This window comes from Pseudomonas sp. MPDS (genome assembly GCF_013283895.1).
In the GTDB taxonomy this organism is placed as follows: domain Bacteria; phylum Pseudomonadota; class Gammaproteobacteria; order Pseudomonadales; family Pseudomonadaceae; genus Aquipseudomonas; species Aquipseudomonas rhizophila.
The window spans coordinates 1,291,286-1,304,382 of the sequence record NZ_CP054128.1 but is presented as its reverse complement, the minus strand read 5'-3'; the positions used below and the strand labels follow the sequence as shown (position 1 = coordinate 1,304,382).

16 protein-coding genes are annotated in these 13,097 nt (G+C 59.9%); 11 read left to right on the top strand and 5 right to left on the bottom strand.

All coding sequences use genetic code 11. The features are described from left to right. Positions 1-11: 11 nt before the first annotated feature. Genes mlaD through HQ912_RS05625 form a run of 3 tightly spaced genes read right to left on the bottom strand, consistent with a single transcriptional unit; the run spans position 12 to position 2,085 of the window. Positions 12-479, bottom strand: coding sequence for an outer membrane lipid asymmetry maintenance protein MlaD (gene mlaD / locus HQ912_RS05635; protein ID WP_047228660.1), 468 nt, complete (start codon positions 477-479; stop codon positions 12-14). Beyond that, positions 479-1,276: a lipid asymmetry maintenance ABC transporter permease subunit MlaE gene (gene mlaE / locus HQ912_RS05630; protein WP_047228661.1), complete on the bottom strand. Its 798-nt coding sequence runs from the start codon at positions 1,274-1,276 to the stop codon at positions 479-481. The genes mlaD and mlaE overlap by 1 nt, the downstream gene beginning before the upstream one ends. Next, positions 1,276-2,085 (bottom strand): ATP-binding cassette domain-containing protein, encoded by an 810-nt coding sequence (locus HQ912_RS05625; RefSeq protein ID WP_047228662.1) that lies wholly within the window; start codon positions 2,083-2,085, stop codon positions 1,276-1,278. Before HQ912_RS05625 ends, mlaE begins: the two co-directional genes overlap by 1 nt. 275 nt (positions 2,086-2,360) lie before the next feature. Between HQ912_RS05625 and HQ912_RS05620 the strand changes: the two genes are divergently transcribed. The 10 genes from HQ912_RS05620 to HQ912_RS05575 all read left to right on the top strand — a co-directional run bounded on the left by HQ912_RS05620 (position 2,361) and on the right by HQ912_RS05575 (position 9,367). Then, complete coding sequence (locus tag HQ912_RS05620; protein ID WP_047228663.1) at positions 2,361-3,335, top strand: KpsF/GutQ family sugar-phosphate isomerase; 975 nt, start codon at positions 2,361-2,363, stop codon at positions 3,333-3,335. Then, positions 3,336-3,860 carry a KdsC family phosphatase gene (locus HQ912_RS05615; protein WP_047228664.1) on the top strand — a complete coding sequence of 175 codons (525 nt, stop codon included), beginning with the start codon at positions 3,336-3,338 and terminating at the stop codon, positions 3,858-3,860. 7 nt (positions 3,861-3,867) lie between these two features. Continuing rightward, positions 3,868-4,440 carry an LPS export ABC transporter periplasmic protein LptC gene (gene lptC / locus HQ912_RS05610; RefSeq protein WP_047228665.1) on the top strand — a complete coding sequence of 191 codons (573 nt, stop codon included), beginning with the start codon at positions 3,868-3,870 and terminating at the stop codon, positions 4,438-4,440. Beyond that, a complete protein-coding gene (gene lptA, locus HQ912_RS05605; RefSeq protein ID WP_047228666.1) occupies positions 4,427-4,975 on the top strand; it encodes a lipopolysaccharide transport periplasmic protein LptA in 549 nt (182 codons plus the stop codon). Before lptC ends, lptA begins: the two co-directional genes overlap by 14 nt. Then, a complete protein-coding gene (lptB, locus tag HQ912_RS05600; protein WP_047228667.1) occupies positions 4,975-5,700 on the top strand; it encodes an LPS export ABC transporter ATP-binding protein in 726 nt (241 codons plus the stop codon). The genes lptA and lptB overlap by 1 nt, the downstream gene beginning before the upstream one ends. Positions 5,701-5,863: 163 nt before the next feature. After that, positions 5,864-7,357, top strand: coding sequence for an RNA polymerase factor sigma-54 (locus HQ912_RS05595; protein WP_047228668.1), 1,494 nt, complete (start codon positions 5,864-5,866; stop codon positions 7,355-7,357). A gap of 76 nt (positions 7,358-7,433) precedes the next feature. Beyond that, a complete protein-coding gene (gene hpf, locus HQ912_RS05590) occupies positions 7,434-7,742 on the top strand; it encodes a ribosome hibernation-promoting factor, HPF/YfiA family (RefSeq protein ID WP_047228669.1) in 309 nt (102 codons plus the stop codon). A gap of 12 nt (positions 7,743-7,754) precedes the next feature. Then, positions 7,755-8,219 carry a PTS IIA-like nitrogen regulatory protein PtsN gene (ptsN, locus tag HQ912_RS05585; protein WP_047228670.1) on the top strand — a complete coding sequence of 155 codons (465 nt, stop codon included), beginning with the start codon at positions 7,755-7,757 and terminating at the stop codon, positions 8,217-8,219. Between the two features lie 2 nt (positions 8,220-8,221). Then, positions 8,222-9,079: an RNase adapter RapZ gene (gene rapZ, locus HQ912_RS05580; protein ID WP_047228671.1), complete on the top strand. Its 858-nt coding sequence runs from the start codon at positions 8,222-8,224 to the stop codon at positions 9,077-9,079. A gap of 15 nt (positions 9,080-9,094) precedes the next feature. Then, positions 9,095-9,367, top strand: a complete 273-nt coding sequence (locus tag HQ912_RS05575; protein ID WP_047228672.1) for an HPr family phosphocarrier protein — start codon at positions 9,095-9,097, stop codon at positions 9,365-9,367. A 213-nt stretch (positions 9,368-9,580) separates the two neighbouring features. Here the strand turns inward: HQ912_RS05575 and pmbA are convergent, their stop codons facing one another. Continuing rightward, positions 9,581-10,927 carry a metalloprotease PmbA gene (gene pmbA, locus HQ912_RS05570; RefSeq protein WP_047228673.1) on the bottom strand — a complete coding sequence of 449 codons (1,347 nt, stop codon included), beginning with the start codon at positions 10,925-10,927 and terminating at the stop codon, positions 9,581-9,583. A gap of 153 nt (positions 10,928-11,080) precedes the next feature. Here pmbA and yjgA point away from each other — a divergent pair, with 153 nt between their 5' ends. Further along, positions 11,081-11,605: a ribosome biogenesis factor YjgA gene (gene yjgA / locus HQ912_RS05565; RefSeq protein WP_003197830.1), complete on the top strand. Its 525-nt coding sequence runs from the start codon at positions 11,081-11,083 to the stop codon at positions 11,603-11,605. 45 nt (positions 11,606-11,650) lie between these two features. Here yjgA and tldD read toward each other — a convergent pair whose 3' ends face one another. Further along, positions 11,651-13,093, bottom strand: coding sequence for a metalloprotease TldD (gene tldD, locus HQ912_RS05560; protein WP_173406564.1), 1,443 nt, complete (start codon positions 13,091-13,093; stop codon positions 11,651-11,653). Positions 13,094-13,097: the final 4 nt, after the last annotated feature.

The window sequence follows — 13,097 nt, the reverse complement described above, 5'->3', positions numbered from 1 at the left end:
TCAAAAGCTCCTCATTTGGCGTCTTTGCTAACGGTATTGAGCAGGAATTTACCGATCAGGTCCTCAAGCACCAGCGACGACTGCGTATCGTGGATGGTCCCGCCATCCTTGAGCAAAGCTTCTTCACCGCCAACGCTGATACCGATGTATTTCTCGCCCAGCAGCCCAGCAGTGAGGATCGATGCAGTGGAGTCAGTCGGCAGGTTATCCACGCGCTTTTCCAGCTGCAGCGTCACCCGACCGGTGAAACTGTCGCGGTCCAGATCGATTGCCGTGACCTTGCCGATGGTTACACCAGCCATGGTCACTTTGGCTCTGACCGTCAAACCGGCGATATTGTCAAAATAAGCATAAAGTTTATAAGTGTCGGTGCTTGCGGTCGGCGCCAGGCCACTGACCCGCAGGGCCAACAACAGCAAAGCCAGGATGCCAGCCAGCAAGAAAAGGCCGACACCGATTTCCAGGGTGCGGTTTTGCATCAGAAATCTCCAAACATCAAGGCGGTCAGAATAAAGTCAAGGCCCAGGACCGCCAGCGAGGCGTACACCACGGTCTTGGTTGTGGCACGGCTGATCCCCTCTGACGTGGGCTCACAGTCATAGCCTTGAAACACGGCGATCCAGGTCACCACGAAAGCGAATACGGCACTTTTGATAACGCCGTTGAGCACGTCGTCGAGAAAATCGACACTGTTCTGCATGTTGGACCAGTAGGAACCTTCATAGACCCCCAGCCAGTCTACAGCCACCCACGAGCCGCCCCAGATCCCCACGACGCTGAAAATGATCGCCAGCACCGGCAGGGAAATGAAACCGGCCCACAGGCGCGGGGCAATGATGTACTTGAGCGGGTCGACACCGATCATTTCCAGACTGGACAACTGTTCGGTGGACTTCATGTTACCGATTTCGGCCGTCAGCGCCGAACCGGCACGCCCGGCAAACAGCAGCGCGGTCACCACAGGTCCCAGCTCACGCAACAATGTCAGCGCGACCATCTGTCCAACCGCCTGCTCCGAACCGTAGCTGGACAAGATGTTGAACCCCTGCAGCGCCAGGACCATACCGATGAAGATCCCGGAGACCACGATGATCACCAGGGACATCACGCCCACCGAGTGCAGTTGCTTCACCAGCAGCCCAAACCCGCCACCCGTCGTGTTGCGCCCCAGCAGGGCATGCATCAGAAACAGCGAGGAACGGCCCAGCACTGCCACCACATCGATGCCGGAACGACCAAACAGGCGAACTCTTTCTATCAGTGATTTCTTGCGCATCAGCGCTTCCCCAGCAGATCGGTGCGGTAATCCGTGGCCGGAAAATGGAACGCCACAGGCCCGTCCGGATCACCCTTCATGAATTGACGAATGCGCGGGCTGTCCGAGGCCTTCAATTCCTGGGGCGTACCCTGCCCCAGCACCTGGCCATCGCCGATCACGTAGATGTAGTCCGCAATGCTCGCGGTTTCGGCCAGGTCGTGGGACACCACAATACTGGTAATACCCAGCGCATCGTTGAGCAGACGGATCAGGCGCACCAGCACGCCCATGGCGATCGGGTCCTGGCCGACGAAGGGTTCGTCATACATGAGGATCTTCGGATCAAGGGCAATCGCCCGGGCCAGAGCGACGCGGCGCTTCATGCCACCGGACAGTTCGTCCGGCATCAAGTCCAGGGCACCCCGCAGCCCGACCGCCTGCAATTTGAGCAGGACGATGTCGCGAATCATCTCTTCCGGCAGGTCGGTATGGACCCGCAAGGGGAACGCCACATTCTCGAACACGTCGAGATCGGTGAACAGGGCCCCGCTCTGGAACAGCACGCCCATGTGCTTGCGCGCATCGAACAGATCGCTGCGCGACAGCTTTGGAAGATTCTGCCCATTGACCCAGACTTCGCCGGCACTGGGGCGCAACTGTGCACCCATCAGCCGCAACAGCGTGGTCTTGCCGCACCCGGAAGGCCCCATGATGCCGGTGACCTTGCCACGGGGAATGCGGATATCGATGTCATTGAAAATGCTGCGCGCCCCTCGCTTGAAGGACAATCCCTTCAGCTCGACCGCGTAGGCGTTGTCGGCACTCATCTAAACTCCTTGCGATGCAGCCTCACATCCGAATGCCCTGGCCAACCGACAAACGCCGGACTGCCGGGCACCCGAACCGGCGGCGAACTATATCACTGCAACACCCAAGCGCCCAAGGCCCAAGCCCGCGCCCGTTCAGTCCGGATACCGCTAAAAGAAGAGACTTTGTATCAAGCCATGTGAATCGCTCGAACAAAGCATGACGAACTAACGTGAGGGAATTGTTCATTGCCGCTATAATCGCCGCCTTTTCATCGAGCCATGCGATCTCTGACATGAACCAAACCAGCGACCTGATTCAATCGGCACAACGTACCATCCGCCTCGAGCTCGAAGCCGTACAAGGCTTGCTGCCCCATATCGACGCTGATTTCGTACGTGCCTGCGAGATGATTCTGGCCAGCAAGGGTCGGGTGGTCGTGGTCGGCATGGGAAAATCCGGACACATCGGCAACAAGATCGCCGCCACCCTGGCCAGCACCGGCACTCCGGCATTTTTTGTCCACCCGGCCGAAGCCAGCCACGGTGACATGGGCATGATCACCCGGGAAGACATCATCCTGGCCCTGTCCAACTCTGGCTCGACCAATGAGATCATCACCCTGCTGCCGCTGATCAAGCGCCTGGGGATCCAACTGATCAGTGTCACTGGCAATCCGGATTCGCCCCTGGCCAAAGCCGCCGAGGTCAATCTCAATGTTCATGTCGAGCACGAAGCCTGCCCGTTGAACCTGGCGCCGACCTCTTCCACCACCGCCACCCTGGTCATGGGTGATGCCCTGGCCGTGGCGTTGCTGGAAGCCAGGGGGTTTACCGCTGAAGACTTCGCGTTCTCCCACCCCGGCGGCGCCCTGGGCCGTCGCCTGCTGTTGAAAGTGGAAAACGTGATGCACGCAGGTCAGGAGCTGCCACAGGTGCCACGCGGCACGCTGCTCAAGGATGCACTCATGGAAATGACCCGCAAGGGTCTGGGCATGACGGTCATTCTCGAAACTGACGGCAAACTCGCCGGGATCTTCACCGACGGCGACCTGCGTCGCACCCTGGACCACTCGATCGACATTCACAGTGCGACCATCGAGCAGGTCATGACCCCCCACGGCAAGACTGCCCGCGCCGAGATGCTCGCCGCCGAGGCCTTGAAAATCATGGAAGACCATAAGATCAGCGCCCTGGTGGTGGTCGACGACGAAGACCGCCCAGTGGGCGCCCTGAACATGCACGACTTGCTGCGTGCGGGAGTCATGTAAATGAACACAGACCTGCTGCAACGTGGCAAAGCGATCAAACTGGCCGTGTTCGACGTGGACGGCGTCCTGACCGACGGCCGCCTTTATTTCCTCGAAGACGGCAGCGAATTCAAGACCTTCAACACCCTCGACGGCCAGGGCATCAAGATGCTGATGGCCGCCGGCGTGCAGACCGCCATCATCAGTGGCCGCAAGACCCCAGTGGTCGAGCGGCGCGCGAAGAACCTCGGCATCCCCCACCTGTATCAGGGACGAGAAGATAAACTGGTGGTGCTGGACGAGCTTCTGGGGCAACTCAACCTAAGCTATGAACAGGTCGCCTACCTCGGTGACGACCTGCCGGACCTGCCGGTGATTCGTCGGGTCGGCCTGGGCATGGCGGTGGCAAACGCGGCCGGCTTCGTGCGCGAGCACGCCCACGGCATCACCACGGCGCGAGGCGGCGAAGGGGCCGCTCGTGAATTCTGTGAACTGATCCTGCGCGCCCAAGGCCGCCTCGAGGCGGCCAACGCCGCGTATCTGTGAGCCATTTATGCTAAGCAAGAAAATTCGCACCATCGTGGTGTTCGGCTGCATCGCAGCGATTTTCGCGGCGGTCGGCTATTGGAACATCAGCCCGGAACGCTTCCTCGACCGCCCTGCGGTCAAGGTCCAGGAAAATGATATCGACTGGTATGCGACCAACACGCATACCCTGCAATACCTGCCCGATGGCAAAGTGCAGTATGAAATGACGTCCGACAAAGTCGACCACGTCAAGGCCAGCGAAATCACACTGGTCACCAAGCCAGACCTGAATATGTTCAGGGGCACCGAGTTTCCGTGGCACGTGCAGAGCGAACGCGCCGAGGTCAATCCCGACGGCACCGAAGTGGAACTGATTGATTCGGTACGCATCGCCCGGACCGATGAGAAGAACCGTACGACCATCATTACCAGCAGTCGTATGACAGTCTTCCCGCAGCGAGAATATGCGCAGACCGAGCAACCCGTTAGAATCGACGGCGCCGGTGGTGTGTCGACCGGCACGGGAATGAAAGCGTATTTGAAGGAAAGCAGGATACACCTGCTATCGAACGTAAGAGGACAGTATGAAGCTCGCTAAAACCCTCCCTATTTTGCTCAGTCTGGGCGCAGCACTGGGAAGCGCGAGCGCCTGGGCCCTCCCCACCGACCGCGACCAGCCTATCCGCATCCAGGCCGACGACGCCCAACTGGACGACAAGAACGGTGTAGCCACCTATAAAGGTGACGTGATCATCACCCAGGGTTCGATGAAGGTCACCGGCAACACCGTGACCATCACCCGCACCCAGTCCGGCGACATCGACGTCGTCACCTCGGTGGGCAACCTGGCCTACTTCGAGCAGATGCAAACCGCGGGCGACACCAAGCCGGTTCAAGGCTACGGGGTAACCATTCAGTACCACGCCGCCAAAGACCGCGTGGTGCTGATCGATCGCGCCAAGGTCATCGACAAGGACGGCAACACCACCCAGGGCGAGAAAATCGTCTACGACACGAACAAAAAGCTGGCCAGCGCCGGTCGCGCCACTGGCAGCAAGGTCACCGAGCAGCGTCCACGGATCGACATGGTCATCCAGCCGAAAAAGAAAACCGACGAGCAGAAGGCCCAGTAATGGCAACTCTGAAAGCTCAGCACCTGGCCAAGAGCTACAAGAGCCGCCAAGTCGTGCGTGATGTCAGCCTGTCCATCGACAGCGGCCAGATCGTCGGCCTGCTCGGCCCCAACGGCGCGGGCAAGACCACCTGCTTCTACATGATCGTCGGCCTGGTTCAGGCCGATCAAGGCCGCGTCCTGATCGACGACCTGGACGTCAGCCACCAGCCGATGCATGGCCGGGCGAAGGCCGGTATCGGCTATCTGCCGCAAGAAGCGTCGATCTTCCGCAAACTGTCGGTTGCCGACAACATCATGGCGATCCTCGAGACCCGCAAGGAACTCGACAAAGCCGGTCGCCGCCAGGAACTGGAAAGCCTGCTGCAGGAATTCCACATCAGCCACATCCGCGACAACCTGGGCATGAGCCTGTCCGGTGGCGAACGGCGCCGCGTGGAAATCGCTCGCGCCCTGGCCACCGCACCGAAATTCATCCTGCTGGACGAACCATTCGCTGGCGTGGACCCGATTTCGGTCGGCGACATCAAGCAGATCATCCACCATCTCAAGGCCAAGGGCATCGGCGTATTGATCACCGACCACAACGTTCGCGAGACGCTGGATATCTGTGAAACCGCCTATATCGTCAATGATGGCCAGTTGATTGCCGAAGGCGACTCCGCGACCATCCTGGCCAATGAACTGGTCAAGGAAGTGTATTTGGGCCATGAGTTCCGCCTGTAAGCGAAAAGTGTCTGGTCAATCACCTCGGCGTCGCTAATTTTATTACGTGACGCCCTAGGCAAACACTTCAGTTTCAGGCATATAATTTGCTTAAGTTTGGCGCTTCGGCGCCCTGTAGTGGATGGCGCATGTGCGCCGGCGAATAAGGTGTTAAGCCCCAGCCATGAAACCATCGCTAGTCTTGAGAATGGGCCAGCAGCTGACGATGACACCGCAGCTGCAACAGGCCATCCGCCTGCTCCAATTGTCGACCCTGGACCTGCAACAGGAAATCCAGGAGGCCCTGGAGTCCAATCCGATGCTCGAACGCCAGGAAGAAGGCGACGACTTCGACAACACCGATCCGCTGGCCGATAACGTCGAGCAAAAGACCAACACCGAAATCCCGGAACCGTCCTATCAGGAAACCGCCCCGACGGTGGATAACCTTGAGGATGGCGAATGGAATGAACGCATCCCCAACGATCTGCCCGTGGATACTGCCTGGGAAGACGTCTACCAGACCAGCGCCAGCAGCCTGCCCAGCAGCGATGACGACGAGTGGGACTTCACTACCCGCACCTCCACCGGCGAAAGCCTGCAGAGCCACTTGCTGTGGCAACTGAACCTGGCGCCGATGTCCGATACCGATCGTCTGATTGCCGTGACCCTGATCGACTGCATCAACAATCAGGGCTACCTGGACGAGACGCTTGAAGAAATCCTCGAGGCCTTTGACCCCGAGCTGGACATTGAGCTGGACGAAATCGAAGCTGTCCTGCACCGCATCCAGCAGTTCGAACCCGCCGGCATCGGTGCTCGCAACCTGGGCGAGTGTCTGCTGTTGCAACTGCGTCAGTTACCCGCCAAGACGCCTTGGCTGGCCGAAGCCAAGCGACTGGTCACCGATTACATCGACTTGCTGGGCGGTCGCGACTACAGCCAGTTGATGCGTCGCATGAAGCTCAAGGAAGATGAACTGCGCCAGGTGATCGAGCTGGTCCAGAGCCTCAACCCGCGCCCAGGTTCACAGATCGAGTCCACCGAACCCGAATACGTGGTTCCCGATGTGATCGTGCGCAAGCACAACGACCGCTGGCTGGTGGAACTGAACCAGGAATCGGTGCCCAAGCTGCGGGTCAACGCCCAGTACGCCGGTTTCGTAAAGCGCGCGGACACCAGCGCCGACAACACCTTCATGCGCAACCAGTTGCAGGAAGCGCGCTGGTTCATCAAGAGCCTGCAAAGCCGCAACGAAACCCTGATGAAAGTAGCCACCCAGATCGTCGAGCATCAGCGCGGCTTCCTGGAGTACGGCGACGAAGCCATGAAGCCGTTGGTCCTGCACGACATTGCCGAGGCAGTGGGCATGCACGAGTCGACGATTTCGCGGGTGACCACCCAGAAATTCATGCATACCCCCCGGGGCATATATGAACTGAAATACTTTTTCTCCAGCCACGTCAGCACCTCCGAAGGCGGTGAATGCTCGTCCACAGCCATCCGCGCGATCATCAAAAAACTGGTGGCCGCGGAAAATCAGAAAAAGCCGTTGAGTGACAGCAAGATCGCTGGTTTACTGGAGGCACAAGGCATTCAGGTGGCCCGCCGTACCGTCGCCAAATACCGTGAATCCCTCGGGATCGCACCTTCGAGCGAACGCAAGCGGTTGATGTAACAGGCCACGCCACAGCGTTCCAGTGGCAGGCATTTCTGCCTGCCGCTTTATGCACTGGCAACGAAGGAGAAGCTGTATGCAAGTCAACATCAGTGGACACCAACTGGAAGTGACCGAACCTCTTCGCGAATACATCGGCGAAAAACTCGAACGATTGGAGAGGCATTTCGACAAGATCACCAACGTGCAAGTCACGATGAACGTCGAGAAGCTGCTGCAGAAAATCGAAGCCACGTTGCATATCCCCGGCGGAGAGGTGGTTGCCAATGCTGCGCATGAAGACATGTATGCCGCGATTGACCTGCTGACCGACAAGCTGGATCGCCAACTCAAAAAGCATAAGGAAAAGACCCAGAGCCTCCTCCAGGGCGCGACCGGTCGTTAACCCCCCTAATCCATGATCCGACTAGAATCCATCCTGACCCCCGGCCGTTCCCAGGTGAACGTGCCGGGTGGCAGTAAAAAGAAAGCCCTCGAACAAATTGCCAACCTGATCCACCGAGAGGTACCGGATCTGGAAATGCAGGATGTCTTCGAGGCCCTGTTTGCCCGTGAAAAACTGGGCTCCACCGGCTTTGGCAACGGTATCGCCATTCCCCATTGCCGCCTCAAGGCCTGTACAGCGCCGATCAGTGCGCTGCTGCACCTTGAAGCCCCCATAGATTTCGACGCCATCGACGGCGCACCGGTCGACCTGCTGTTTGTACTGCTGGTACCGGAAGCGGCGACCGATGCGCACCTTGAGCTGCTGCGCCAGATCGCCAGCATGCTGGACCGCAAGGAAGTGCGCGAGAAATTGCGCAGCGCGCCGAGCAACGAAGCCTTGTATCAGGTTGTCCTGGACGAGCAGAACGGTCATTAAACATGCGCATGATCATTGTCAGCGGACGCTCCGGCTCCGGTAAAAGCACGGCGCTTAACGTGCTTGAGGACAGCGGCTACTACTGCATCGACAACCTGCCGGCCGGCCTGCTGCCGGAACTGGCCGAGCGCGCCCTGATCCACACCGAACTGGCGCAACCGCTGGTGGCGGTCTCCATCGATGCACGTAATCTGCCGAGCCACCTGTCGCGGTTCCCGGAGCTGCTCGCGGAAGTGCGCAATCGGCACATCCAGTGCGATGTGCTGTATCTGGATGCCGATGAGGAGACGCTGCTCAAGCGTTTCTCCGAAACCCGTCGGCGTCATCCCCTGAGCAACGCAAGCCGCTCCCTGGCCGAAGCCATTCATGACGAGAGTCAGCTGCTGGGGCCGATCGCCGACCTGGCGGACCTGAAGGTCAATACCACCCACCTGAACCTGTATCAACTGCGCGACACCATCAAGTTGCGTCTGCTGAACCAGCCGGAGCCAGGCACGGCATTTCTGGTGGAGTCGTTCGGTTTCAAGCGCGGAATGCCGGTAGACGCCGACCTGGTGTTCGATGTGCGCTGCCTGCCCAATCCTTATTGGAAACCGGAGCTGCGCGAACAATCGGGGCTCGACCAGCCGGTGATCGACTACCTGGCCGCCCAGCCGGATGTCGAGGAAATGTACCAGGACATCTCCAGCTACCTGCTCAAATGGCTGCCGCGCTTTGCCGCGAGCAACCGCGCCTACGTCACGATTGCCATTGGCTGTACCGGTGGCCATCACCGCTCCGTCTACCTGACCGAACGATTGGGTCAGCTCCTGCAACAGTCCCTGAAGAACGTCCAGGTTCGCCACCGCGACCTCAGCTAAAGGATTCACATCGCGATGCCCGCTCTGGAAATTGAAATCATCAACAAGCTGGGCTTGCATGCCCGCGCGTCAGCCAAGTTCGTCGGTGTGGCAGGTCAGTTTCCTTGCGAGATACTCGTGGGCCGTGACCCCGAGAAAATGATCAATGGCAAAAGCATCATGGCCATGATGATGCTGGCAGCCGGCCAAGGCACCAAAATCCATCTGCGAACCGAAGGTGAACAGGAGCAGGAGGCGCTGGATGCGTTGGTGGGGCTGATCAACAACTACTTCGATGAAGGCGAATAGCCTTAAGCTCTGAAGCAGATTCATTGTGGCGAGGGGATTTATCCCGGCTGGGGTGCGAAGCAGCCCCAAAACCTGACACGGCGATGAGTCAGGCAGTTTGAATGGGGCGCTTCGCACCCCAACGGGGATAAATCCCCTCGCCACAAGGTTCCTCTAAATATAAAAAGGCGCGTCATCCACTTGGATGACGCGCCTTTTTTACTGCGCTGAAGGTCAGCTACCCGCTACCGTCATTCGCTCGATCAACACCGAGCCGGTGCGGATGTTGCTGCGCAGTTCCAGGTCGTTACCCACCGCCAGGATCTGCTTGAACATATCGCGCATGTTACCGGCGATGGTGACTTCCTGGACGGCAAACTGAATCTCGCCGTTCTCGACCCAGAACCCCGCCGCGCCGCGAGAATAGTCCCCGGTGACCATGTTCAGGCCATGCCCCATCAGTTCCGTCACCAGCAGGCCACGGCCCATGCGACGCAGCAAGGCTGCCTGGTCCTCTTCGCCATGGGTCACGAACAGGTTATGCACGCCACCGGCATTGGCGGTGCTGGGCATGCCAAGCTTGCGACCGGAATAGGTGCCGAGAATATAGGACACCAGTTCGCCATTCTCCACGAATGGCTTGGCGTAGGTGGCCAGGCCATCGCCGTCGAAGGCCGAGCTGCCCATGGCCTGCATCAGGTGCGGACGCTCATCGATGGTCATCCACTCCGGGAACAGTTTCTGGCCGAGTGCCCCTTCGAGAAACGATGATTTGCGATACAAATTGCCGCCGGAGACCGCCGACAAAAAGCTGCCAAACAACCCGCCGGCCAGTTCGGCGGCAAACAGCACCGGCACTTCACAGGTCGGCACCGGCCGCGCACCCAAGCGGCTGGCCGCCCGCTGCGCGGCTTTGCGGCCAATACTCACCGGATCTGCCAGACGATTGCCCTGGCGGTTCACGTCATACCAGTAGTCGCGCTGCATCTGGCCGTTGGCTTCGGCGATCATGACGCAACTGAGGCTGTGCCGGGTCGACGCATAACCACCGATAAAACCGTGGCTGTTACCGTATACACGGCAGCCCTGATGGGTATTGAGGGTCGTGCCGTCGGCGTTTTTGATTCGCGGGTCGGCGTCGAAAGCCGCCGCTTCACAGCGCAACGCCTGCTCGATGGCTTGTTCCGGGGTGATGTCCCAGGCGTGGAACAGGTCGAAGTCTCGCAGTTCCTTGCACATCAGCGCAGCATCGGCCAGGCCCGAAGCTTCGTCCTCGGAGGTGTGCTGGGCGATCGCCAGCGCAGCGGCAACGGTTTCACGAATGGCGTCAGGACCACTGGCCGACGTGCTGGCCGAGCCCTTGCGCTGGCCGGCGTACAACGTGATGCCAAACCCCTGGTCGCGATTGAATTCGACGGTCTCCACCTCGCGCTGGCGTACCGATGTCGACAAACCTTGTTCCAGAGAGACCGCCACCTCACACGCGCTGGCGCCCTGTCGCTTGGCTTCGGCAAGGATCTGCTCGACTTGTTCCTGCAGTGCCGGCAATGCTTGCGGGCCGACGCTCTGAACTGCACTCATGGTGTATCTCCACTCAAATTCTGCTTTCGGTCAGGGTTTGTACGAATAGTGCCTTCGCGACTTTGCGTACAAACCTGAGGCCTTCGAGCGACCGGGCCGGACAAGCGGCCCCCGACTGGTTATCATGGCGGCGTTTCTTTGCGGACTGCCACCATGGTTGATTCTTACGACGACTCCCTCTACGAGGGTGAAAAAAGCAAATCCCAGGTCAAACGCGAGCTGCATGCTCTGGTTGACCTCGGCGAGCGCCTGACAACACTCAAGCCTGACTTGCTGGCCAAACTGCCTCTGACCGACGCCTTGCGCCGGGCCCTGGCCGATGCGCCCAAGCACACCGCGAATATCGCGCGTAAACGGCACCTGCAATTCATCGGCAAACTGATGCGCGACCAGGACACTGACGCCATCCTGGTTCTGCTCGATCAACTCGATGCCTCTACCCGGCAGTACAACGAACGCTTCCATAACCTGGAGCGCTGGCGCGATCGCCTGATCGCAGGCGATGACGGCGTACTGGAAAAATTCGTCATCGACTACCCGGAGGCTGACCGTCAGCAACTGCGCTCCCTGATCCGTCAGGCCCAGCACGAGTTGGCGCAAAACAAGCCACCGGCCTCGAGCCGTAAAATCTTCAAATACATTCGTGAGCTGGACGAAACTCAACGCGGCCTGCGCTGAGTAACGACCGTGGGTGGAGGCCTCGCACTCCACCCAGCGCTCCCGTCATGCGCCCGTGCCACCCACGGTAATCGCATCAATCTTCAGGGTCGGCTGACCGACACCCACCGGTACTGACTGCCCATCCTTGCCGCACGTCCCCACGCCGCTGTCCAGCGCCAGATCGTTACCGACCATCGACACCTTGCTCATCGCCTCCGGCCCGTTGCCGATCAGGGTCGCGCCCTTGACCGGCGCAGTGATCTTGCCGTCTTCGATCAGGTAAGCCTCACTGGTGGAAAACACGAATTTGCCGCTGGTGATATCCACCTGGCCGCCGCCGAGGTTGGCGCAGTAAATACCCTTTTTCACCGAAGCGATGATTTCCGCCGGATCGCTCTGACCGCCCAGCATGTAGGTGTTGGTCATGCGCGGCATCGGCAGATGCGCGTAAGACTCGCGGCGACCATTGCCGGTACGGGCCACGCCCATCAGGCGGGCGTTGAGCTTGTCTTGCATATAGCCCTTGAGCACGCCGTTCTCGATCAGGGTGGTGCATTCGGTCGGGGTGCCTTCATCGTCGACGCTCAGGGAGCCGCGACGCCCGGCCAGGGTGCCATCATCGACGATGGTGCAGAGTTTCGAAGCGACCATTTCGCCCATGCGGCCGCTGTAGGCCGAGCTGCCCTTACGGTTGAAATCGCCTTCCAGACCGTGCCCCACCGCTTCGTGCAGCAGCACACCGGACCAGCCGGAGCCCAGCACCACCGGCAATGTGCCGGCCGGCGCCGGGATCGCTTCAAGGTTGACCAGGGCCTGGCGCAGCGCTTCGCGGGCGTAACCCATGGCGCGATCTTCGCTGAGGAAATAACGGTAATCGGTGCGTCCGCCGCCACCATGGCCGCCGCGCTCGCGACGACCGTTCTGCTCGACGATCACACTGACATTGAAACGCACCAGCGGCCGGACGTCCGCCGCCAGACCGCCGTCGGTGGACGCCACCAGGATCCGCTCCCAGACCCCGGCCATGCTCACCGATACTTGCTGGATGCGTGGATCAAGGGCGCGAGTGGCGACGTCGATGCGCTTGAGCAGCTCGACCTTTTCGGCGCGGCTCATGACTTCCAGCGGGTTGTCCGGCGCATACAACTGCGTCACGTCCCGGCTGCTGAAGGCCTGTACCTTGCCGTTCTGCCCGGCCCGGGAAATCGAACGAGCGGCACGGGCTGCGGCGCCCAGTGCTTCAAGGGTGATGGCGTTGCTGTAGGCAAAGCCGGTTTTTTCCCCGGACTGGGCACGCACACCCACACCCTGGTCAAGGTTGAAACTGCCTTCCTTGACGATGCCGTCTTCCAGCGACCAGGACTCGGAGATCATCCCTTGGAAATACAGGTCGGCTGCATCGATGCCCGGGCCGGCCAAGTCGCCCAGCACCCCTTGCAGGCTTTCGAGGGTGACGCCACCGGGGGCTAAAAGGTGTTCACTGACTGAGGATAACAACCCGCTCATATGT